Origin of the sequence: Flavobacterium sp. YO12 (assembly GCF_004119495.1) — a bacterium.
In the GTDB taxonomy this organism is placed as follows: Bacteria; Bacteroidota; Bacteroidia; order Flavobacteriales; family Flavobacteriaceae; genus Flavobacterium.
Window position 1 is genome coordinate 1 of the sequence record NZ_NRQU01000023.1, and the last position, 22,423, is coordinate 22,423.

The following is a 22,423-nucleotide window of genomic DNA, read 5'->3' on the forward strand; positions in this document are numbered from 1 at the left end:
ATGCTTTTTTTTGGGTTTAATTTTTCTTCTTAAATAATCCATTCAATAAGTCGCTGGCTTTTTTAGTAACCTCTTGAGTTTTTTGTTCTTTTTCAGTTTTTGCAGCCTGAGTCGTATCTTTTGCTTTAGTGTTTTTATTGATTAAATCAGTCAAAGCAGCAGTACCCTTTTGCGTCAGCTTTTCTTTCTGCTGATTTGCTACTTGTGTGGCTAAACTAGAAACTGCAGTTTTCATATCTGTAGTAATTTTTGGATTAGAAAAATTACCAGTAATCATTGCATTTATTGGTATGTTTTGCAGTTTTGCAGCATCTGCAGGAGACATTTTAGCAATAAAGGCATTTGCTTCATTTCCTAAATATTTAGCAGGAACATCAAGTTTTAAGTTGTAGTTCATCGTTTGATCAAAACCGTGAGTTCCGCCAACGGTAATTTTTATGTCTTGATATTTAATGTCAAATGGTTTTACGTTTACTTTTCCATTATCAAAAGTCAAAGCCGCTTTAATATCATTCAAATTGACTTTATTCATGTCAATAAATTTGATGTTTGAACCTAAAGCATTCAATAAAGTAGAGTTTTTGGAGTTTATTGTAGTCGAAAGCAACTGCCCTAATAAATCTCCTGAAATTGATTTTAGATCTGGAGTAAGTTCATTTGCATCAAGATTACCGTTTAGTTTTACAGTCGAATTTAATTTTCCATTTATGATTCCTGCAATTGGAGCAATTTTTTTCATCATGTCCAATTGCGTAAAAGTCTGCGCAATATCAACTTGGTTAAAGCCTAAATTCATATCAAATGTGGGAACTTTAGTTTTAGTCGAAACAGCACCAGTTAAACCAATTGTTCCGCCAAAAATTGATGTTTTAAAGTTTTCCAATAAAGCTTTTTCATCTTTGATGATTAATTTTCCAGAAACATCTTTAAGCTTCAAATTGTCGTATAAAACAGTTGTTGCTTTTGCATTCAAAGTACAGTTTAAAAAAGCTGGAATTTTCATTGCCTCTGCTGGTTTTGCTGCAGTTTTTGTTTCTGCTTTTGCAGGTTCGCCCGCAGTCATAAAATCATCAACAGCCAATTGATTTGAACTCATATTAAAGTTTCCTTTTAATTCCTGTTTTTTGAACATAAAACCATAGAAGTTTTCAAGAACACCATTTATTGCAAGATCACTTTTTCCAGTAGTTGCATTAAATTGTTTCAAATTAATCGTACTTGGATTGAACTCAACTAATGCTGTGCTGATATTCATCGATTTATTGTTTTCATCAGTATATTTAAATCCTGATAAACTCATTGTTCCAGCATTTTTAATGTTTTGATACTGACTTTTTTCTACAGAAGCCATATCAAATTGTGTAGTAACATCCGCTTTTAAAATACCAGCCAAAGGTTTATCCATCTTAATAGGATATGCTTTTGATAGATTAGCTAAGTTGATTGTTCCTTTTAAAGCGGCATTAACAAAAGGGTTTACAGTAATATTTCTGATATTTGCTTTAGCGTTAAAAACATCCTGATCAATTCTAAACGATAGTTTGTCTAGATTAACATAAGTATCATTTAAAATCCCAGTTTCATTTATAATTTTAGTATCGATTACAATATTTTGAACTGATTTTGGCAAGTTAGGATATTGAAATGAAGCATTATTTGACGCGATCGCAATATTAAATTTTGGTACAGTTGTATCTGTTAATTGCCCTTTTGCAAAACCTGCAACCGTAAAGTCTCCCGTTGTTTTTACACCATCAAGACTTGATGAATAGGCTGACGGAATTAAACCTAAGAAATTAGTAAACGATGAGGTTGGTGTTTTAAATTTTAAATCATAAATCTGTCCCGCTTCAACCATTTGTATAAAACCGTCAAACTCTAATGGCAATTGATTAATTAAAGCTTTGTTTTCTTTAAAAGTGTATTTGCTTTGGTCTAAATCAATTCCTAAAACTGCGTCTAAAGTCAATTTCACATTTTTCATGTAATTGATTTTATCCATATCTAAAGATACTTTAGCAGTCGATTTTGTTGTTAAATCCAATTTGGAATTGGTAAAATCACCAGTTCCTTCGTGGTTTAAGCTGTCAATAACCATTTTTATTTTTGATCCTTGATCAATGTATCTGAACGTGAAGTTTTCGATTTTATAATTTTGAATTTTTAACGAAAGCGGTTTGCTTGCATTATCCTTAGCAGTTTCTTTCTTGTCTTTCAAAGCAATATCAAAGTTTCCTACGCCGTCTTTATTAAAGATGATATTTACTAAACCATTTTCAGAAGTAATTCCCTGAATGTTCAATGGTTCATCTTTTCCTTTAAAAAGTTCTTTAATGCTCATTTTTAAATTCAACTCGCCTAGCGAAACAAGCGTATCACCTTCAAAAGGAGCTTTGTTAATGATTACTAGTTTTTCAATTCCTACCGCTGCATTTGGAAAGTTTTTAAACAAACTCAAATCAGCATCAGCAAAACTTACTTTAGCATCTACACTTTCATTTATAGCATCGGCAATTTTTGCTTTGATTTGATCTTTAAAGAAATAAGGAATGGCGAATAATGCGGCAACAAAAAACACAATTACAATGGCGCTTATTTTTAAAATTTTCTTTAACATATTTATAGATTTGAGATTGAATTTGAAATTAGGACTCTTGCAAAAATAGTTTTTTTGAATGAGACAGACGATAAAGTTTTCTTAAAAACTGTAAGAAATAGCTGTAAAACGGAAATAAAAAAAATCCGTCTGATAATTTTCAAACGGATTTAAATTTATGATATTGCATTTATTTTTTAATAAAGGAGACTATTTTTTCAATCAACACCTCCGAAACTGGCAGGGTTTCATTATTGTAACTGTCCATATTTGCCTGCTTATCGCCGTCAATAATTTTCATAACATGATTCATTTTATCAATGATTGCCAATTGCGAGTTTTTATTGGCTTGAGCCAAACTTTCGGCATCTTTAACGCCTACTTGCATATCGTTGTTTCCTTGTAAAACTAAAACAGGAACGGTTAATTTTTTAATCTCAGTTTGAGGATCATATTTAAACCATGAAATTAAGTAAGGCTGAATGCTTGGTCTAAAAAGAGAATTTAGAAGCGGATCAACTTTATTTACTTTATTGCCGCTTTTTAAACTGTCAATAATAGGAAACGTCATATCCTCCAATTGCTTATTTGATTTAGAAGCTATTTGAGATTTTATAAGTTTATCTGCAGATTCTCCTGCGCCTGCAATAGAAACAAATTTATTCGCTTTTGCTCCCGCAATCATTCCAATTAAGGAACCTTCGCTGTGACCAATAACAGTAAGTTGTGTAAAACGTTTGTCAAGTTTCAAAAAGTTAATCCAGCTTTTTACATCTTCAGTATAGTTTTCAAAAACCAAGCTCGATTCTGTTATTGCAGAAGCTTTACTTTCTCCAATTCCTCTTTTGTCAAATCGTAATGATGCAATTCCGTTTTTTGCCAAAGCTTCTGCCAGCATTTTTAAGGAATTATTTTTCATCATCGGATTGTTCCCATTTCGGTCAGTTGGCCCTGAACCTGCAATTATCAAAGCAACCTGACATTTTTTGACTTCATCAGGAACAGTCAGCGTTCCGTACAGCTGATCAACATTTATTTTTAAAGTTACATTAGTTTCTTTAAAAGTATGCTGCGTTGTACTTTGTGCATTTGCAATTGTCAGGAATAAAGCGGAAAAAAAGAGAAATATAGTTTTCATTTTTTTAGATAGCATTACTTAATGTTTATTCCAAACGGCATCATTGCCTGTACACCTTTTTGTCTTTGAAATCTTTTAACTTGCTCGATAAGCAGATAATTTTCTTCTCCGATTTCTTCTTTTATAAACGCCTCTTTTGATTGTGCAAAAGGAAGATTAGCCATTAAATCGCTAAAAGTTTTTTCGTACTCAGGATAATTTTGTGTGCTGTAATTTTTAATCTTAGCAATTTTAGCAGCTTCAACAATAGCGTCATTAAGACCGCCAATTTTGTCTACTAATCCAATTTTTACAGCCTCAGATCCAGACCAAACTCTTCCTTGAGCAATAGAATCAACCTGTGCAAAAGTCATTTTTCGACCTTCGGCAACATGCGTAACAAAATTTTTGTAGATCTGTTCAACTCCTTCAAGCGTAAAAGCTTTAAATTTTTCATCAAGCGGCACAAACGGACTGTAATTTGCTGAATTTTCGTGGGTTTTGACCTGTTCTGTATAAATTCCTAATTTAGTAGCCAACGGCGTGAAATTTGGCAATACTCCAAAAACACCTATAGAACCCGTAATCGTGTTACTTTCGGCAAAAATCTTATTTGCATTACAAGCAATATAATAACCTCCAGAAGCGGCATAATTTCCCATTGAAACCACAACTGGTTTTACCTTTTTAGTGATTTCAATTTCTCTCCAAATTAAATCTGAAGTTAAAGCGCTTCCGCCTGGACTGTCAATTCTAAGAACGATAGCTTTTACATCTTCATTTTTTCGAGCTTCTTGCAGCGAACGACGCATTGAGCCTTCGCCAATTACAGTTACATCACCTTCGCCGCCAATAATTTCTCCTTGAGCATAGATAATCGCAATTTGATTATCAGCAGTATTTGTTAATGCAGTAGTAATATTGTTTTGAGTATAATCTAGAATAGAAATTTTGTTATAGTCATCATCTCCAGTCACTTTCAAAGCTTTTTTGATGGCATTATGATAAACATCTTCATAAGCAATAATGTCAACTAAACGTTCTGCTTTTGCCATTGCAGGAGTTCTAGCTAATAAACCATTTGCTATTTCATTTAATTTCGCAACAGGAATATTTCTGCTTTTTGAAATATCGCTGCAAACCGTTGTCCAAATAGAATTTAAAAGTGCAGTAACTTGTTCTCTATTTGCATCGCTCATTTTATTTTCTAAAAATGGCTCAACAGCACTTTTATATTTTCCGTGACGGATAACTTCCATATGAATCCCTGATTTTTCCTGAAAATCTTTAAAGAACATAACTTCAGACGAAAGTCCTTTAAAATCTAAATCTCCGGCTGGATTCAAATAAACAGTATTAGCAACAGAATTTAAATAGTATTCTTTTTGAGAATAAGTATTGGCATAAGCCCAAACAAATTTTCCTGATTTTTTGAAGCTTTCAAGAGCATTTCGCAAATCTTTATATTGAGCCAATCCTAAAGATGATTCATCATTTAAAATCGAAATTCCCTTAATATTACTGTCTGTTTTTGCTGCTTCAATAGCATTAATAACATCCGTTAAACCAATTCCTTTTTTTTCTGAAAAAACAGTTACCCACGGATCTTTATACTTACCTGCATAATCATTATTGATTTGTTTTAGATTTAATTCTATAACTGAATCATTTTTTACAGAAACCTTGTCTTCTCCTCCAAAAATGGCTCCAATTAGAATAACTCCAAAAAAGAAGATCATAATAAATACAAAAATACCAATAACAGTGGCGATTACATTTCCTAAAAATTTCATATGTATATTTTTTTAATAAGTAGCAAAAAGACGGATTTGTTACAAATATAATCTAAAATCGATTTAACTTTTGTATCCGCATCAGCGAAATATTTGTAGTTTTCACATTTTTAATCGTCTAATTAAAGATAGCATAATTTGTAAGATAAGTATGGTTTGAGGTTGGAATATTTTATATTTGATAAAAATAAATACTGCAATATGAAAGATAAAATTGCCTTGTTGAGCCTTTTTTTTCTCGTTGGTTTTTATGCCGAAGCACAAAAAGTACAAACTAAAAAAGTGGTGGTTGATAAAATGACAAAACTGCCATTGGAAAAAGTAAATGTTTATAATCAAAAAGATAACTCTATAACAAATGAAGAAGGTTATTTTTCTTTTATTACAGATTATAATGAATTGAATTTTAGCTTGATTGGTTATGAAAATCTAAAACTTAGTTTTGAGGAAGTAAATAAACGAGATACAATTTTTTTACAAAGCAAAACAATTGAACTTGAAGAAGTGGTAGTAGGCGGTGAAATGGCTATAATGAAAAAGGCATATGCTAAAATGAAGGAAAATTATATACTCGAACCTTATAATGAAAATTTCTTTCTGCGATGTGTTTTGAAAAGAAATGACGAATTAGTCAGGCTGCAGGATATTTATGGAAAAGTATCAAGAAAAAGTATTTTTAAAACCAAAACCCAGCCGGATAATAAATGTGAAGTTGAGATTTTGAATATGAGAAAAGTTGGAATTAAGGATAAAGAAGATTTTATTTATTTTGAATTTCAAAGCTTTGAAAAATTATTTGATATCAATGCAATGATATCTATAAAGTTGGAAGACTTCGAACTTACACAGGAAAAAAATGCAGCGAATAATTTTTTTAAAATTAGTTTTAGTAAAAAATTAGATAATGCTGTCGGGCAAAAAACAAGCGGCTATTTTATAATTAATAAGGAAGATTATGCAATTGTCGAAACACACTTTGATCTTTATGATGATGGAGAAAAAGTGCCGTTTCAAAAAAAGGGTAATGTAGAATATCGAACAACGATTTTTAAAACAACATCAAATTATAGAAAGAACAGCAGTACCAATAAATATTATTTAAATAATGCAAAATCAGATGTTAGAGTAGAGCTGCTTGGTAACGAAAAGGTTCCAAAAGCTTTTTATGATTATTCGACCAATTTTTTTGTAACGAATAGTTTTATTGCCGAGAAAGCAAAATCAAATTTGTCTATGGATAAAGATATTTTTAAAGTAAAATATCCATATTCAGAACAATTTTGGAAAAGTCAAAACCAATTACCTCTAACGAGCGATTTAAATGCATTTTTAAAACGTGTTTCAGAAAATAAAGACAATAAGAAAGAGTTTGAAGTGGTTGGAAACTTCTAATTCTTGAAACAAATAATGTGGTTAATTCTAAAATAGTTTTAGTTAATTTGCATTTATTATGAAGTCACAGCATCAAGTCGTTTTATCTATAGGCAGCAATCAAGGAAACAGGTTAGAAAACATCGAAAGCTGTATCAATTTGATACATCAAGAAGTGGGAACAGTAATCAAGGTTTCAAAATTGTATGAAACACCTGCCTGGGGTTTTGAGAGCGATGCTTTTTATAATTGCGCTTTACTTTTGCATACGGCTTCATCTGCACAAAAAATACTAAATCAAGTTTTAAAAGTCGAAAAACAATTAGGCAGAATTCGATCTAATAAAGACGGATATCAATCTAGAATTATTGACGTTGATTTGATTGTTTATGATGATGAAATTATCGAATCTGAAAAACTTCAGGTTCCGCACCCATTAATGCAGAACAGAAATTTTGTTTTATTACCAATATCAGATTTAAAATTGGATTGGAAACATCCGGTTTTTCAGAAATCAATTTCGGAGTTAATTGCAGTTTCTCCAGATGACAGCGTTTGTACAGTAGTTCAGGATCTAAAAAATCCTTTGCAGGAAATTGCACTTGAAAACTATAATTATATTGCTTTCGAAGGTAATATTGGCGCAGGTAAAACTACTTTGGTACATAAAATTGCCGACGATTTTAATGCGAAAACAGTTTTAGAGCGTTTTGCGGATAATCCGTTTTTACCCAAGTTTTATAAAGACCAAAACAGATATGCGTTCCCGCTCGAAATGTCTTTTCTAGCCGATCGTTATCAGCAATTGTCAGATGATTTGGCACAGTTTGATTTGTTCAAAGACTTTATCGTAGCCGATTATCATATTTTTAAATCGCTGATTTTTGCTAAAATTACATTGGCAGAAGATGAATATCGCTTGTACCGAAACTTGTTTGATATTATCTATAAAGAAATGCCTAAGCCGGATTTGTATGTTTATTTATATCAAAATACAGAACGACTTCTTCAAAATATAAAGAAACGAGGCAGAAGCTATGAACAAAATATAGAAGCCGAATATTTAGATAAAATCAACAATGGTTATTTAGAATATATTAAATCCCAGTTTGATTTGAATGTTTTGATTATTGATGTTTCTAATCGTGATTTTGTAAAAAAACAAGAAGATTATTTATTTGTTTTAGACGAAATTAGAAAGAAATTGAATTAAGATAATTAGAAAATGTGCCAATTAGATAATTTTCTAATTGGTACATTTTCTAATTGACATATTCTTTCTAATTAGAAATTATCTTTTCAGTGAAAAATGACCTCTTAAAATAGGTTGTGTATTATCTATTTTTAAAGCATACCAATAGTCAGAAGCAGGCAAGAGAGTTTTGTCGAATGTTCCGTCCCAGCTCATTTTAGATGCATTTAGCTGTGCAATCAACTTCCCGTATCGGTCAAAAATAGTAACCTGCGCCTCAGGATAATTTTCCATTCCAGTAACTTCCCAAGTGTCATTATAAGAATCATTGTTCGGAGTGAAAAATGCTGGAAAAATAAGAACAACAAAATTTTGCATATCCAATCCACAACTATTTTTATCTCGAGTATACGCCGTTTGCAATCCGCCCGGAACATCATAAAAAGTATTTGAGTCCTGAAAGTTTATTCCATCAACAGAATATTCAAAATAAGCAGTTTCTTTTTTAAGATAAATCACAACTTTTGTTCCACTGACGCCAATTCGATCTATTTGTGGAATCTCATGTTCTTCAACCGTAATTGTCTTTCGGCTTGTACAATTTTCAGGAGCGGGACTGCTTACATCAACAGTGTAAATACCGCCTTGAGTAATGTCCGTAGTCTGCGTTGTTGCTCCATTAGACCATAAATAACTCATTCCTGTAATTCCAGCATCTAATGTTATAGTTTGAAATTGGCATAAAGGCAAAGTTTCATCTGTAACAACAGGAGGAGTGTAGATAGTAATGGCAACTGGAATACGATTCGTGTTAATGCAGCCGTTATTTGAAGCTTCTGCGTAATACGTTGTATTTGTAGAAATAGCAGGAGTTTGAAAACTATTGCCTGTAAAAATACTTGTGCCGCCAGTTGAGTTTGCATACCAATTAATAAGCCCAATATTTGAACTGGCTTGCAAAGTTACACTTCCAACACCACATCTTGAAACATTCGAAGAAACAGCAGTTGGGATATTTGGAGTTTGATTAACCGTTGCAATTACCGATTTTCTATTTATTTCACAGCCCGCATCGGCATAATAAGTTGTAGTTACTGTTATTGGTGATGGAGTTGTGTAACTGTTTCCTGTTCCTAATAAAGTTCCACCTGTAGCTGAATCGTACCAGCTAATAGTGGCGCCTGCAGTTGCAGTCGCATTAAAAGTAAAGTTTCCTGAGTCACAAACTGGACTTGGAGTAAGTAAACTTGCGATTTCAGGAATTGTGATTTTTGTGCTTGAGGCAATTTGTAAAGGAGCCTCTCCAGGCATTCCGCCATATTCAACAACATAGCCTTTAGGTTGATAAGCATCACCTGTAGTTAATGATCCCGTATTTGATAAATCGTTCCAAGAACCTTTTATTCCTACGCCAGGCTGCGTAATATGCGCATAATCTTCATTTCCTTGATTGTTTGGTTCTCCAGTGTTCCAAAAAGCAAAATTTGGTGTTGAGCCATTTGCAGTTCCGTTCCAGAAAACAGTGCCTGCTTCAGGACCGGTAACCCATTTCCAAACACCTTCTGTTTCTGCATCGCTTCCTCCAATCCATCCCGTTCCAGAGGCTTGTTCACCAATTAATTTAGCTTCGTCAGCAGATAAAATAGTTGCAAGATAACCTTGTAATCCATAATAAGTACTTGATTCGGCTGCTGTTTTTGCACTCGACCACGTGATGCCAATACTTGGTACAAATAAATAAAAATGTTGTGTTGAAGGAAGGTAATTGGCTTGGCCAATCGTTATAGAAAAAGTTCTAGTGCCAGAGGCTGTAGCTGAGGAATTAGAATATACAACATCCTTAATTGCATTAACAAAATCAGAGTATAAGATATTCGCTCCTGTTGAACTGTATAATCGTAATTTTCCAGCAGTCGCATCCCAGCTTGTTGTAATTGCAGGATGAGAAGCTGGGTTTGAAAGTTCTAGTTTGTCAAGACCACTTGAATAACCAGATGAAATTTGAATGTAAACTGCCTGAGTTGATGGTTCAGCAGGATCGTGAGTTATGCTAATAGTCTCAACAATTTTTATAGTGCTTTGCGGACAGTAAAATTGATTTCCAGTTGCAGTTATAACGGGAGGTGTGATAGCAAAATCTAAGGCTGTATTTCTTTTTTTATTCGTTTTAAGACTGTCATGTAAGCATATGTCTGCATACTTATTTTTAGTTTTAAAATTCTCATTTGCATGAGTTTTTGCCACATTTAAAAGAAGTAGTAAAAGCGTTATTTTGAAGAAATTAACATTTTTCATTTTATAAAAGTATCAATTTTATAAGAATAAAAAAATATATTTAAAAATCTAACATTTACAGCTGTTTTTCGATTTAAAAATCACAGTTTTTTGTAAAAGAATAATTTCTTAATCGTTATTTGGCCAGTTTAGTTTTTGAAACAAATCCCAAACTACAATTCCTGCGCTAACTGCTATATTCAAAGAATGTTTTGTGCCTAATTGAGGAATTTCGATACAGCCGTCGCAAATAGCTACAGCTTCTTGTGCAACACCGTATACTTCATTCCCAAAAACCAAAGCATATTTTTGATTTTTTTCCACTTTAAAATCTTGAAGAAAAATAGAGCTTTCCACTTGTTCAATGGCTAGTGTTATTACATTTTCTTTTTTAAGATTCTCGATAACTTCTAATACATTTTCGTGGTGTTCCCAAGCAACAGTTTCAGTAGCGCCAAGAGCTGTTTTGTGAATCTCTTTATTTGGAGGTGTTGCAGTGATACCGCATAGAATGATTTTTTCGATCAAAAAAGCATCCGAAGTTCTAAAAACAGATCCAATATTGTGCAAACTACGAATATCATCCAAAACTAATATTAAAGGAGTCTTGTCTGATTTTTTAAAATCTTCAATTGATTTGCGCTCTAGTTCGCTGTTTTCTAGTTTTCTCATTTGTATAAATTCAGGTCATAAAAAAAGCTTCCAAAGATAAGGAAGCTTTTTCGATTATTTTATTGTTTTTCAGATTAGCTTTTTACGGGATCTGGTAAAACTGTACCTTTAATAGTAAGTACTTTTGTAGGTTGTCCTTCAGCGTTAGAAGTAACAGTTACTGTTTTTGTAAAAGCACCAACTCTATCAGTAGCATATTTTACACCAATAATACCTTTAGCACCAGGAGCAATCGGCTCTTTTGGAGTTGTTGGCACAGTACATCCACAAGATCCTGTTGTGTTTGTAATGATTAACGGTTTTGTTCCGTTGTTAACAAAAACAAACTCACGTTTTCCATCAGCATTGTGAGCGATAGTTCCGTAATCAATAGTTTCAGTTTCAAAAGCCATTCCAGCTCCTTCAATTTTAGCTACTTTGGCAGCTTTAGCAGCAGCTTTTTTTGTGCTTTGAGCGTTAGAAGCTGTAATACCAACAACTGCTAACATAGCGAATAAAATTATTTTTTTCATCTTTTTAGATTCTTAGTTTAAATGATTGAACAAATCTATATAAAATTCTTAAAAGTGAGCTTAAAAATAGCTTAAAATATTTTAATTTTTGAAGTCTTCAATATGCCGTTAAAAAATTATAAATTCGCTGTCTTAATTTTCATTTAAAATATATCAATTTTGGCAGCTAAAGAAAAAGTAGTGAAGGAAACACCTTTAATGAAACAGTACAACGAAATCAAGAGAAAATATCCTGATGCCTGTCTGCTTTTCAGAGTAGGAGATTTTTATGAAACATTTGGAGAAGATGCCATTAGAGCTTCAAAAATTCTTGGCATTACTTTAACAAAAAGAGGCGCGGGTTCAGATACAGAAACAGCGCTGGCAGGTTTTCCTCATCATTCTGTTAACACCTATTTGCCAAAATTGGTTAAAGCAGGACTTCGTGTTGCAATCTGCGATCAGCTGGAAGATCCCAAAATGACAAAAACTATCGTAAAACGTGGTGTTACAGAACTTGTAACGCCAGGAGTTTCTTTAAACGATGAGGTTTTGCATTCTAAAACAAATAACTTTTTAGCGTCAGTTTATTTTGCTAATAAAAATATCGGAATCTCTTTTTTGGATGTTTCAACAGGAGAGTTTTTAACAGCTCAAGGAAATGCTGAATATATCGATAAGTTATTGCAGAATTTTAATCCGAGTGAAGTTCTAGTTCCTAAAAATAATAAAAGCGATTTCAGAGATGCATTTGGCGATGATTTTCACAGTTTTTACTTAGAAGATTGGATTTATAAAGAAGATTATGCACTCGAAACGCTTACCAAACATTTTCAAACCAACTCTTTAAAAGGTTTTGGAGTAGAAGAATTAAAAGAAGGAATTATTGCTTCTGGAGCGATCTTGTATTACTTGTCCGAAACGCAGCATAATCGTGTGCAGCACATAACGGCTATTCAGCGAATTGCAGAAGATGCCTATGTTTGGATGGATCGTTTTACAATTCGTAATTTAGAATTGTATCATAGTTATAATCCAAATGCTGTTACGCTTTTAGATGTTATAGACAGGACGCTTTCTCCAATGGGAGGGAGATTGTTGAAGCGTTGGCTGGCTTTGCCTCTTAAGGACAGTAAAAAAATAAAAGGACGCCATGACGTGGTTTCATATTTGAAATCAAATCCAGAAGTTTTACATAATATTCAATATCAAATTAAACAGATTTCAGATTTAGAACGTTTGATTTCTAAAATAGCAGCGGGAAAAGTTTCTCCTCGCGAAATTGTTTATTTAAAAGAATCTTTAGATGCGATTATCCCAATTAAAACCTTAGCGCTGGAAAGTAAACAAGAAGCGGTAAAAATTATTGGAGACAGTCTGCATGCTTGTGATTTACTGCGAGAGAAAATCAAAATAACTTTAAATCAAGATGCGCCAGTTGCGATTGCAAAAGGAAATGCAATTGCTAAAGGTATAAGTGAAGAATTAGATGATTTACGTGCTATCTCAACTTCAGGAAAAGAATATTTAGAAGGAATTGAAAGAAGAGAGTCGGAAAGAACGGGAATTTCGTCTTTAAAAATTTCATTCAATAATGTTTTTGGGTATTATATCGAAGTTAGAAATACGCATAAAGATAAAGTTCCAGAAGAATGGATTCGTAAGCAGACACTTGTAAATGCGGAACGTTATATTACTGAGGAATTAAAAGAATATGAAACAAAAATATTAGGTGCAGAAGAGAAAATTCATAAAATTGAAACAGAGCTTTTTGAGCAATTAATCGCTTGGATTGCAACTTATATTAAGCCTGTTCAAATGAATGCAAATTTGGTGGCGCAACTAGATTGTTTATGTTCGTTCACTCAGTTAGCTGTAGAAAATCAATATGTGTGTCCAGAAATTGATGAAACTTTTGAACTTGATATAAAAAACGGAAGACATCCTGTAATCGAGAAACAATTACCGGTTGGAACACCTTATATTGCAAACGATGTTTTCTTAGATAGAGAAACGCAGCAGATTATTATGATTACTGGTCCTAACATGTCTGGTAAATCGGCTATTTTAAGGCAAACCGCTTTAATTGTCTTACTTGCTCAAATGGGAAGTTTTGTTCCTGCAGACAGCGTAAGAATGGGAATTGTCGATAAAATTTTTACCAGAGTTGGAGCTTCTGATAATATTTCGATGGGAGAATCTACTTTTATGGTAGAAATGAATGAAACAGCTTCGATCTTGAATAATTTATCAGATAGAAGTTTAGTGCTTTTGGATGAAATTGGAAGAGGAACTAGTACTTATGATGGAATTTCAATTGCGTGGGCGATTGCTGAATTTTTGCACGAGCACCCTGGCAGAGCGAAGACTTTGTTTGCAACGCATTACCATGAATTGAATGAAATGACAGAATCTTTGTCTAGGATTCAGAATTATAATGTTGCTGTAAAAGAGCTAAAAGATACTGTTCTTTTTGTTCGTAAGCTTGTAAAAGGAGGAAGCGCACATAGTTTTGGAATTCACGTAGCAAAAATGGCGGGAATGCCGCAAATTGTGATTTTAAAAGCACAGAAGCTTTTAAAGAAGTTAGAAAAAAATCATTCTAATGAAGCTTTAAATGGAGTGAAAGAGGTTAATGATGAAATGCAGATGAGTTTCTTTAATTTAGATGATCCTTTGTTAGAAGAGATAAAAGAGGAGATTCTGGGGCTTGATATAAACGCGATTACGCCTGTTGAAGCACTGATGAAGCTTAACGAGATAAAAAGAATGTTGGTTAAAAAATAATTTCATATTTAAAGTTTAGGTTATCAGAAAGTTATAAAATAAGTTGATTTTTTTTTGAAAAAACGCTTGTGTAATTGAATAAATGTCCTAAATTTGCACTCGCAATACAAGACAAGTCAAGTGTTGCGGTTCTTAATTAGAATTTGAAATGCGAAAATAGCTCAGTTGGTAGAGCGCGACCTTGCCAAGGTCGAGGTCGCGGGTTCGAGCCCCGTTTTTCGCTCAAAACCATACAATGCTCGGATGGTGAAATTGGTAGACACGCTGGACTTAAAATCCAGTGAACAGCAATGTTCGTGCGGGTTCAAGTCCCGCTCTGAGTACTAAAGCCTCTTCTTTTGAAGAGGCTTTTTTTGTGGTGTAAACTCAATGATAAAATCAGTTTACAGAGTAGATTGATTTTGAAGATTCTAAGGAAATCTAAAATCAATAATTTAAAATCTAAAATCAACAATCAAAATATGGGGGCTTTTGTAATTAGCAAGCGGTTTAATGATGAGTATAAGTTTGTGTTTACATCTAGGAAGGGAAAGGTTATTTTTACGAGTTTGAGTTATGAGTTGAGGTTTGAGTGTGAAGAAGATATTGAGAAGTTTAAAAAGACAATTGAGCTTTCGAGGTTTTTAAAATTTAAAGGCTCGGGAGGGAAGTATTTTTTTAAATTGATGCTGGGTGATGTTCACTTTGCAACAAGTCGAAAATACACTACGGAATTGCTTCTTCAAAAAGGAATTAAGGAAATTGTGACTTATGCTTCGAGATCGGAGATTTTAGATTTCTCATCGGGCGAATCTATTTTTGGGGATGAAGAGATTCCGGTTGAGGAAGAAGTAGAAGAATAAAAAAAAAGCGTTCACCAGGGTGAGCGCTTTTTTTTAGTTGTAAAATCCAAAGGTTGAATTTTGGTCAAAAAAAACCATCGAATCGATGGTTTTAAAATTTTTAGAATTTAGGTTCTAATTATTTTTTACTTCTTTAGCAGCTTCTTCTACTTTAGTAGCAGCAGAATCAACTTTAGCAGCAGCAGAATCAACAGTTGCAGCAGCAGAATCAACTACAGTAGCAGCAGAATCAACAGCAACAGCAGTAGAATCTACAGCTTCAGTAGCTGCAGCGTCAGCTTTTTACAAGATACAACAGTTAAAACAGCAACAACAGCTAAACTTAAAAATACTTTTCATCTTACTTTATTATAAAAGGTTAATTATTAATTCGTGGCAAAGATATAAATTTTTAATATGTAAAATATTTTTATTTTTTAAATATTTTCATCGCTCACGTTTATCTTAGTTAACAAATAATGTGCCAGAATGATAAAGTTATCTTAAATTGTTTATTTTTCTGTGCAAATTATTATTTGCTGAATATTCTTTATGGAAATAGGTGGTTTTGATCCTCTTGGTTAAAGTTTATTTGTTTTCTTAGTGAATTTATAAGATGGTAAAAAAGAACAAAATGGGTAAATTGGTGTATGATGTGAAAATAAGAGCCATAATAATGAATAAAGAAAAAGATTGTTTATGAAACGATCCTCATTATAGTATCTGTTGCGCCTTTGTTTTCTTGAATAAACGACTTGCAGATTTTGCTTTTTTCTTTATAAAAGATATCATCATTTAATAAACGATCAAAAACAGTCTTCAATTCGTTAAAAGTAGATACAGATATGCATCCTTCAAGTTCTACTAAAGAAACAGCTTCTGCAAAATTTGCAAAATTTGGTCCAATCACAATTGGAATTCCAAATGTGGCTGGTTCTAGAATATTATGAATTCCTGGATTTCCAAAACCGCCGCCCACATATGCAATTGTAGCATAGCTATAAATCTTTGTTAGAAGTCCAACAGTATCTATTATAAAGACATTGTAATTTAATAGGTCTTTCTCTTCTTTTTCAGAATACAAAATAGTAGATTTTGTAAGGAGCGATTTCAATGCATTAATTTGATCGGTCTTAATATTATGAGGAGCAATAATGAATTTTATATTGTCTGGTGCTTGATTGATATATTCGGCTATTAAAGCTTCGTCTTTTGGCCAAGAACTTCCTATAACAATCGTTGGCTGATTGTTTTTGAAATTTTCGATATAATCAAGTGTGTTATCTCTTTCTAAAATTGCTGCGACTCTGTCAAAACGAGTATCGCCGGAGAGAATTACATTTTTAAAACCAATTGTTTCTATTTTTTGTTTTGAACTTTCGTTTTGAACAAAAAAGTAGGTAAAAGCTTTGAGAGCATTTCTATAAAAACTTCCATACCATTTAAAGAACATCTGACTGTCTCTGAAAATTCCCGAAATCAAATAAGTTGGTGTTTTGCTTTTCTCCAGTTCTTTTAAATAGTTCAACCAAAATTCATATTTAATGAAAAAGACAAATTCAGGATGAACGAGTTTTAGAAAACGTTTTGCGTTGCTTTTAGAGTCTAATGGCAAATAAACAGTAACATCGGCAACAGTGTTGTTTTTACGCACTTCGTATCCTGAAGGCGAAAAAAAGGTTACAACAATTTTGTGAGATGGATATTTTTCTTTGATTTTTTCAATTACAGGCAGACCTTGTTCGTATTCGCCAAGTGATGCAGAATGGAACCAAATAGTTTTGTCTGAAGGTTTTATTTTTTCTTCTAAAATTGAAAAAACGTTTTTTCGTCCCTCAATGAAAAGCTTAATTTTCGGACTAAAAAGGGCGGCAATTTTCAGAAAAAAGCCCGCAATAGAAATAACTAAATTATATAGAAAAAGCATCTGTTTATTTTTGTGGCTAAAATACATTTCTTTCGACTATTTTCATGGTTTGAAGTTATTAAATAACTATTTTTGTTCCTCCTTTTAGAGAATCTGATAGCAAAACAGATCTTTAATTTTAAAATATATTGAAAATGAAAAAAATTCAAATGGTTGACTTAAAGAGTCAATATGAAAAAATAAAAACTACTGTTGATGCTTCGATTCAAGAAGTTTTAGATACTAATACTTATATAAACGGACCTTTAGTACATCAATTTCAAAAAAATCTTGAAGATTATTTAGGAGCAAAACACGTAATTCCGTGTGCAAATGGAACTGATGCTTTGCAAATCGCTATGATGGGATTAGGTCTACAGCCAGGAGACGAAGTTATTACTGCTGATTTTACTTTTGCAGCAACTGTTGAGGTTATTGCACTTTTGCAATTAACACCAGTTTTAGTTGATGTTGATATGGTAAATATGAACATCGATATTGAAGCAATTAAAAAAGCAATTACGCCAAAAACAAAAGCAATTGTTCCAGTACATTTATTTGGACGCGCAGCTAATATGGATGCGATTATGGAAATTGCAGCTGAGCATAATTTATATGTAATTGAAGATAATGCTCAGGCGATTGGCGCTGATTACATTTCTAAATCAGGAACAAAAAGTAAAGTTGGAGTAATTGGTCACGTTGCCGCAACTTCATTTTTTCCGTCTAAAAACTTAGGTTGTTATGGAGACGGTGGAGCAATCTTTACAAACGATGATAAATTAGCACACATAATCCGCGGAATTGTAAATCACGGAATGTATGAGCGTTATCACCATGATGTTGTGGGGGTAAATTCACGTTTAGACAGTATTCAAGCTGGAGTTTTAAATGCAAAACTGCCTTTGTTGGACGAGTATAATAAAGCACGTCGTTTAGCGGCAACAAAATACAATGCAGCTTTTGCTGGAAATGCACATATTATTACGCCAGATTTTGATGCAAACGAAAACGATCACGTTTTTCATCAATATGTATTAAGGATTTTAGATGCTGATAGAAATGCTTTGATGCAGCACTTATTAGATAAAGGAATTCCATGTGCAATTTATTATCCAATTCCGCTGCACTCTCAAAAAGCATATGTAGATTCTCGTTATAAAGAAGAGCAATTTCCAGTTACCAATCAATTAGTAAAAGAAGTTATTGCTTTGCCAATGCATACAGAACTTGATGACGAACAAATTAAATTTATCACAGATTCTGTTTTAGAATTTTTGAATAAATAAAATAATTAAACCAAATAAACAACAGCGCAAAACAACCACAAAATGAAAGTATTAGTAACAGGAGGATTAGGATTTATTGGTTCTCATACCGTAGTCGAATTGCAAAATGAAGGCTTTGAAGTTGTGATAATTGATAATCTTTCAAACTCTACCGAAGATGTTTTAAAAGGAATTACGACAATTACAGGAATAACGCCTTTATTCGAAAAAATTGATTTAAGAGAAAAAAGTGCTGTTCAGGATTTCTTTAAAAAACACAACGATGTTACAGGAGTAATTCATTTTGCAGCGTCAAAAGCAGTTGGAGAAAGTGTTGAAAACCCATTGCTGTATTATGAAAACAACATTAACACTTTAGTTTATCTTTTACAAGAATTGCAGCAAAAACCAGAAGCGAGTTTTATTTTTAGTTCGTCTTGTACGGTTTATGGTCAAGCCGAAAAAATGCCAATCACAGAAGATGCTCCAGTGCAAACCGCGATGTCTCCTTATGGAAATACTAAGCAAATTGGAGAAGAAATTATTTCAGATACAGCCAAAGTAACTAATATCAATGCTATTTTATTACGTTATTTTAATCCAGTTGGAGCACATTCTACAAATGAAATTGGCGAATTACCAATTGGTGTTCCTCAAAATTTAGTGCCGTTTATTACACAAACTGGAATAGGGCTTCGTAAAGAATTGTCTGTTTTTGGAGATGATTATCCAACTCCTGACGGAACTGCTGTTCGAGATTACATTCACGTGGTAGATTTAGCAAAAGCACACGTAATTGCATTACAGCGTTTGTTGAATAAAAAGAATTTAGCAAAAGTAGAAACTTTCAATTTGGGAACAGGAAAAGGAAGTTCAGTTCTAGAAGTAATTCATAGTTTCGAAAAAGTAAGCGATAAAAAACTGCCTTATAAAATTATGCCGCGTCGTGAGGGTGATATTACCGAAGCTTATGCAAATACAGATAAAGCAAACAATGTTTTAGGCTGGAAAGCTGAATTAAGTCTAGACGAAGCAATGGCAAGTGCTTGGAAATGGGAACAAAAAGTTCGTTCTTAAAGAAAGAACTAGAAGAAAGATATATATTGTCGAGACGCACAACAGTGTGTTTTAATTAATAAAAAATACCAGATAATCGATTTTTGATTATTTGGTATTTTTTTTAAATGGTATTTCACATTTATGAAACAAAGTTTAGATTATAAATTGATTTTTGCTCTTGCGGCGGTTGGAATTATTTGGGGGACAACATTTTTAGGAATCCGTGTTGCCGTTGAAACCATTCCGCCTTGGTTTGTAACTTCAATTCGTCAAGGACTAGCAGGATTTGTAATGATGGCTATTTTGTTATTTAAAAAACAACTAACATGGATTGGCTGGAAAAATTTAAAACAACAACTTATTCCGTCAGTTTTAATGATTGTAATTGCAAATGGTTTTACGACAATTGCAGAGCAAACACTCCCTAGCGGATTGGCTTCTGTAATAAGTGCGTTGTCTCCTATACTTATTTTTTTAGGAAGTATTTTATTCGGATTGCAAAAAATGAGTTTAAGAGGATTTGTTGGTGTGATTATTGGGTTCTCTGGAGTTGTTTTTATTTTTAAAGACGGACTCGGATCCTTTTTAGATGCAAATTACAAAACGGGAATGATGTTCATGGGATTTGCAATTCTAGCTTGGGCAGCGGGAACAATTTATACAAAAACACATGCCGTAAAATCTAATAATATTACGCTCAATTTGTTTTATCAATTTACGATGGCTTCTTGTATTCAGCTGGTGTTGGCATCTATTTTTTCGCCAAATCCAGATTTCAGTTCGTGGAGTTCAAGAAGTGTTTTTGCGGCTTTGTATTTGTCAATTTTTGGATCTGTAATTGCTTTTTTTAGTTATAGTTATGCTTTAAAACATGTTACAGCGGTTCAAGTTTCTATTTTGGCGTACATAAATACGATAATTGCAGTTTTTCTTGGATGGTTGCTTTTAGATGAAGTTATTACAATTGATTTTATTATTGCTACAGCGTTGATTATACTTGGAGTTTTTATTGTGAATTATAAAAAGAAGGAAAAGAAAGTTGTATAAATTTTGATTCATTTTATTTCGTAAATTTGTAAGAATTAAAAGTGTAAGAATAATGGATTCCGATAAAGAAAATAAAAAGAAAGATAAGGTTGAAGAACCAAGAGTAGAATACGAAGTTCAAAAGCCAAAATTTAAAGGGATAGATCCTGAAACTTTTGATTTTGATGCTGAGTTTGCAAAAGGATTGACCCCAGAGGAGTTTAAAGCTGAAATGTCTAAAAGGATAAAGGCATATCCTTGGAAAAAGTAATTTTTAAAAATGCTGTTCTGGAGTATTTTGATGATTTAGTTTATATTCTTTTTAAGGACGAATATTTTGGTTTTGCTGAATCGGCTCAAAATTATGTTGATAAAATAGTAGATTTTGTCATTTTAAGTATTTCGAATTTCCCTCACAAGAAAACCCCAAAATCACTTCAATATTTAGGTTCGTATTATATTTTTTATAAATCAAATGCCAGAACAACTTGGTACGTGTTTTTTGAAAAAAGAAATCAAAATTATCTAATTACTGGAATTATAAATAATTATAGTGAAGAAATAAAAGAATTATAAAAACAAAATCCTCATAAACTGAAAAGTCTATGAGGATTTTTTGTATGTAAAGTTTTTAACTGATTACTAAAAACTGAATACTGACGGCTTAAAAATTAAGCATTCGCAGTAACCGCTTCTTTGTCAATTTTATTAATCAGACCAGCCAATACTTTTCCTGGGCCAACTTCAGTAAACAAAGTAGCGCCGTCAGCGATCATTTGTTGTACAGATTGTGTCCATTTTACAGGAGCTGTTAGTTGAATGATTAAGTTCTTTTTAATTTCGTTTGCATCAGAAACTGCATTTGCTGTTACGTTTTGATATACTGGGCAAATAGGAGTAGAGAAAGTAGTTGCTTCAATTGCGGCAGCCAATTCTTCTCTTGCTGGTTCCATCATTGGTGAGTGAAAAGCTCCTCCAACAGGTAAAATTAAAGCACGTTTTGCTCCTGCAGCTTTCATCGCTTCACAAGCTTTTTCAACTGCTGAAGTTTCTCCTGAAATTACCAATTGTCCTGGGCAGTTATAATTTGCGGCAACCACAATTCCATCGATAGAAGCACAAACTTCTTCAACAATATTATCCGCTAAACCTAAAACCGCGGCCATTGTAGATGGAGTGATTTCGCAGGCTTTTTGCATAGCAAGAGCACGTTGAGAAACCAATTTTAATCCGTCTTCAAAAGACAAAGTTCCGTTGGCAACTAATGCAGAGAATTCTCCTAAAGAATGTCCTGCAACCATTTCTGGTTTAAAATCTTCGCCCAAAGTTTTAGCTAAAATAACTGAATGTAAAAATACAGCAGGCTGTGTAACCTTAGTTTCTTTTAGTTCTTCGGCAGTGCCTTCAAACATAATATCTGTAATTCTAAAACCTAAAATCTCATTAGCTTTTTCGAATAATTCTTTGGCTAAAGCCGAGTTTTCATATAAGTCTTTGCCCATTCCTGTAAACTGTGTGCCTTGACCTGGAAATACGTATGCTTTCATTTGTCTAATTTGTTTTATTTTTTGGAATTGAAAATTAGCTTCAATTGAAAGGCAAAATAACACTTTTTATTTCGTATAATCTTTAAACATATAAATCCATGCTAACCTAGAGAATCTCAAGTTGAAAGAAGTTAGTAAAGTAATAACAACAGCAATGATTGGAATGATTCTTAAATCGAAATTTTCTCAAAGAAAAACTGTGCAATACAATACGTTGCAATTCCCTGAGCGACTGTTAATCCGTAGTTTACATACATAGCCCCAAAGAAATAACCAGGTTCTTTTTGAAATTTGTAATTACAATGACTGCAGTATTCATTCATTTTTGGAAGTCCGAAAGTCAAAAAAATATTTTTGTCTGTAAATACTTTTCCTTTATGACAAATAGGACATTCGTTGCTTAATATATGAGTTAATGCGCTTGACATGATCTTGTTGTTTTTTATTTATACAAAGGTAATTCAGAGTATTATAAAAGGCTTTTTTATATCTTCGCTGATTAT

The 22,423-nt window shown here is 32.8% G+C and carries 18 protein-coding genes, 2 tRNA genes and 1 pseudogene; 11 read left to right on the forward strand and 10 right to left on the reverse strand.

All coding sequences use genetic code 11. The annotated features are described in order from the left end of the window. Positions 1 to 16: 16 nt before the first annotated feature. From BOW55_RS09470 to sppA, 3 genes are all read right to left on the reverse strand, one after another. On the reverse strand, positions 17 to 2,617 hold the full coding sequence (locus BOW55_RS09470) for an AsmA family protein (RefSeq protein WP_129023919.1): 2,601 nt from the start codon (positions 2,615 to 2,617) through the stop codon (positions 17 to 19). 169 nt (positions 2,618 to 2,786) lie between these two features. Continuing rightward, positions 2,787 to 3,734, reverse strand: coding sequence for an alpha/beta hydrolase (locus BOW55_RS09475; protein ID WP_129023920.1), 948 nt, complete (start codon positions 3,732 to 3,734; stop codon positions 2,787 to 2,789). Between the two features lie 14 nt (positions 3,735 to 3,748). Beyond that, positions 3,749 to 5,506 (reverse strand): signal peptide peptidase SppA, encoded by a 1,758-nt coding sequence (gene sppA / locus BOW55_RS09480; RefSeq protein ID WP_129023921.1) that lies wholly within the window; start codon positions 5,504 to 5,506, stop codon positions 3,749 to 3,751. Between the two features lie 201 nt (positions 5,507 to 5,707). On the opposite strand from sppA, the gene BOW55_RS09485 reads away from it, so the two are divergent. Next, positions 5,708 to 6,898 (forward strand): carboxypeptidase-like regulatory domain-containing protein, encoded by a 1,191-nt coding sequence (locus BOW55_RS09485; protein ID WP_129023922.1) that lies wholly within the window; start codon positions 5,708 to 5,710, stop codon positions 6,896 to 6,898. 58 nt (positions 6,899 to 6,956) lie between these two features. Then, a complete protein-coding gene (folK, locus tag BOW55_RS09490; protein WP_129023923.1) occupies positions 6,957 to 8,090 on the forward strand; it encodes a 2-amino-4-hydroxy-6-hydroxymethyldihydropteridine diphosphokinase in 1,134 nt (377 codons plus the stop codon). Between the two features lie 78 nt (positions 8,091 to 8,168). Here folK and BOW55_RS09495 read toward each other — a convergent pair whose 3' ends face one another. From BOW55_RS09495 to BOW55_RS09505, 3 genes are all read right to left on the reverse strand, one after another. After that, positions 8,169 to 10,364, reverse strand: coding sequence for a T9SS type B sorting domain-containing protein (locus BOW55_RS09495; RefSeq protein WP_129023924.1), 2,196 nt, complete (start codon positions 10,362 to 10,364; stop codon positions 8,169 to 8,171). Positions 10,365 to 10,472: 108 nt separating this feature from the next. Continuing rightward, positions 10,473 to 11,015 carry an RNA methyltransferase gene (locus BOW55_RS09500; RefSeq protein ID WP_129023925.1) on the reverse strand — a complete coding sequence of 181 codons (543 nt, stop codon included), beginning with the start codon at positions 11,013 to 11,015 and terminating at the stop codon, positions 10,473 to 10,475. Positions 11,016 to 11,089: 74 nt separating this feature from the next. Next, on the reverse strand, positions 11,090 to 11,527 hold the full coding sequence (locus tag BOW55_RS09505; RefSeq protein ID WP_089054493.1) for a DUF1573 domain-containing protein: 438 nt from the start codon (positions 11,525 to 11,527) through the stop codon (positions 11,090 to 11,092). Between the two features lie 159 nt (positions 11,528 to 11,686). Between BOW55_RS09505 and mutS the strand changes: the two genes are divergently transcribed. The 4 genes from mutS to BOW55_RS09525 all read left to right on the forward strand — a co-directional run bounded on the left by mutS (position 11,687) and on the right by BOW55_RS09525 (position 15,135). Beyond that, positions 11,687 to 14,293, forward strand: a complete 2,607-nt coding sequence (gene mutS, locus BOW55_RS09510) for a DNA mismatch repair protein MutS (RefSeq protein ID WP_164975021.1) — start codon at positions 11,687 to 11,689, stop codon at positions 14,291 to 14,293. A gap of 150 nt (positions 14,294 to 14,443) precedes the next feature. Next, positions 14,444 to 14,516: transfer RNA gene (locus tag BOW55_RS09515), tRNA-Gly, on the forward strand. Positions 14,517 to 14,530: 14 nt separating this feature from the next. After that, a tRNA-Leu gene (locus BOW55_RS09520) sits at positions 14,531 to 14,616 on the forward strand. Positions 14,617 to 14,754: 138 nt separating this feature from the next. Next, positions 14,755 to 15,135, forward strand: a complete 381-nt coding sequence (locus BOW55_RS09525) for a DUF1508 domain-containing protein (protein ID WP_129023926.1) — start codon at positions 14,755 to 14,757, stop codon at positions 15,133 to 15,135. Positions 15,136 to 15,249: 114 nt separating this feature from the next. Here BOW55_RS09525 and BOW55_RS21310 read toward each other — a convergent pair. Together BOW55_RS21310 and BOW55_RS09535 are read right to left on the reverse strand one after the other, a co-directional pair. Further along, positions 15,250 to 15,470 (reverse strand): annotated as a pseudogene (locus BOW55_RS21310) (hypothetical protein); the annotation flags it as partial. A gap of 341 nt (positions 15,471 to 15,811) precedes the next feature. Further along, entirely contained in the window at positions 15,812 to 17,041 is a 1,230-nt protein-coding gene (locus BOW55_RS09535) for a 3-deoxy-D-manno-octulosonic acid transferase (RefSeq protein ID WP_129023927.1), read from the reverse strand. 134 nt (positions 17,042 to 17,175) lie between these two features. On the opposite strand from BOW55_RS09535, the gene BOW55_RS09540 reads away from it, so the two are divergent. From BOW55_RS09540 to BOW55_RS09560, 5 genes are all read left to right on the forward strand, one after another. After that, on the forward strand, positions 17,176 to 18,309 hold the full coding sequence (locus BOW55_RS09540) for a DegT/DnrJ/EryC1/StrS aminotransferase family protein (protein ID WP_129023928.1): 1,134 nt from the start codon (positions 17,176 to 17,178) through the stop codon (positions 18,307 to 18,309). 42 nt (positions 18,310 to 18,351) lie between these two features. Beyond that, entirely contained in the window at positions 18,352 to 19,365 is a 1,014-nt protein-coding gene (gene galE / locus BOW55_RS09545; RefSeq protein ID WP_129023929.1) for a UDP-glucose 4-epimerase GalE, read from the forward strand. Positions 19,366 to 19,488: 123 nt separating this feature from the next. Further along, positions 19,489 to 20,394 carry a DMT family transporter gene (locus BOW55_RS09550; protein ID WP_129023930.1) on the forward strand — a complete coding sequence of 302 codons (906 nt, stop codon included), beginning with the start codon at positions 19,489 to 19,491 and terminating at the stop codon, positions 20,392 to 20,394. 52 nt (positions 20,395 to 20,446) lie between these two features. Further along, positions 20,447 to 20,644: a hypothetical protein gene (locus BOW55_RS09555; protein ID WP_129023931.1), complete on the forward strand. Its 198-nt coding sequence runs from the start codon at positions 20,447 to 20,449 to the stop codon at positions 20,642 to 20,644. Continuing rightward, a complete protein-coding gene (locus BOW55_RS09560; RefSeq protein ID WP_129023932.1) occupies positions 20,632 to 20,949 on the forward strand; it encodes a hypothetical protein in 318 nt (105 codons plus the stop codon). The genes BOW55_RS09555 and BOW55_RS09560 overlap by 13 nt, the downstream gene beginning before the upstream one ends. A gap of 95 nt (positions 20,950 to 21,044) precedes the next feature. On the opposite strand, the gene fabD is transcribed toward BOW55_RS09560, so the two are convergent. Both fabD and BOW55_RS09570 read right to left on the reverse strand, forming a co-directional pair. Continuing rightward, positions 21,045 to 21,920 (reverse strand): ACP S-malonyltransferase, encoded by an 876-nt coding sequence (gene fabD, locus BOW55_RS09565; RefSeq protein WP_129023933.1) that lies wholly within the window; start codon positions 21,918 to 21,920, stop codon positions 21,045 to 21,047. A gap of 170 nt (positions 21,921 to 22,090) precedes the next feature. Beyond that, a complete protein-coding gene (locus tag BOW55_RS09570; RefSeq protein ID WP_241686524.1) occupies positions 22,091 to 22,348 on the reverse strand; it encodes a hypothetical protein in 258 nt (85 codons plus the stop codon). Between the last annotated feature and the right edge of the window lie 75 nt (positions 22,349 to 22,423).

Bases quoted from the DNA above. Each gene is read 5' to 3' on its own strand.
- BOW55_RS09470 (WP_129023919.1), bottom strand. From the start codon at position 2,617: ATGTTAAAGAAAATTTTAAAAATAAGCGCCATTGTAATTGTGTTTTTT.
- BOW55_RS09475 (WP_129023920.1), bottom strand. From the start codon at position 3,734: ATGAAAACTATATTTCTCTTTTTTTCCGCTTTATTCCTGACAATTGCA.
- sppA (WP_129023921.1), bottom strand. From the start codon at position 5,506: ATGAAATTTTTAGGAAATGTAATCGCCACTGTTATTGGTATTTTTGTA.
- BOW55_RS09485 (WP_129023922.1), top strand. From the start codon at position 5,708: ATGAAAGATAAAATTGCCTTGTTGAGCCTTTTTTTTCTCGTTGGTTTT.
- folK (WP_129023923.1), top strand. From the start codon at position 6,957: ATGAAGTCACAGCATCAAGTCGTTTTATCTATAGGCAGCAATCAAGGA.
- BOW55_RS09495 (WP_129023924.1), bottom strand. From the start codon at position 10,364: ATGAAAAATGTTAATTTCTTCAAAATAACGCTTTTACTACTTCTTTTA.
- BOW55_RS09500 (WP_129023925.1), bottom strand. From the start codon at position 11,015: ATGAGAAAACTAGAAAACAGCGAACTAGAGCGCAAATCAATTGAAGAT.
- BOW55_RS09505 (WP_089054493.1), bottom strand. From the start codon at position 11,527: ATGAAAAAAATAATTTTATTCGCTATGTTAGCAGTTGTTGGTATTACA.
- BOW55_RS09525 (WP_129023926.1), top strand. From the start codon at position 14,755: ATGGGGGCTTTTGTAATTAGCAAGCGGTTTAATGATGAGTATAAGTTT.
- BOW55_RS09535 (WP_129023927.1), bottom strand. From the start codon at position 17,041: ATGCTTTTTCTATATAATTTAGTTATTTCTATTGCGGGCTTTTTTCTG.
- BOW55_RS09540 (WP_129023928.1), top strand. From the start codon at position 17,176: ATGAAAAAAATTCAAATGGTTGACTTAAAGAGTCAATATGAAAAAATA.
- galE (WP_129023929.1), top strand. From the start codon at position 18,352: ATGAAAGTATTAGTAACAGGAGGATTAGGATTTATTGGTTCTCATACC.
- BOW55_RS09550 (WP_129023930.1), top strand. From the start codon at position 19,489: ATGAAACAAAGTTTAGATTATAAATTGATTTTTGCTCTTGCGGCGGTT.
- BOW55_RS09555 (WP_129023931.1), top strand. From the start codon at position 20,447: ATGGATTCCGATAAAGAAAATAAAAAGAAAGATAAGGTTGAAGAACCA.
- fabD (WP_129023933.1), bottom strand. From the start codon at position 21,920: ATGAAAGCATACGTATTTCCAGGTCAAGGCACACAGTTTACAGGAATG.
- BOW55_RS09570 (WP_241686524.1), bottom strand. From the start codon at position 22,348: ATGTCAAGCGCATTAACTCATATATTAAGCAACGAATGTCCTATTTGT.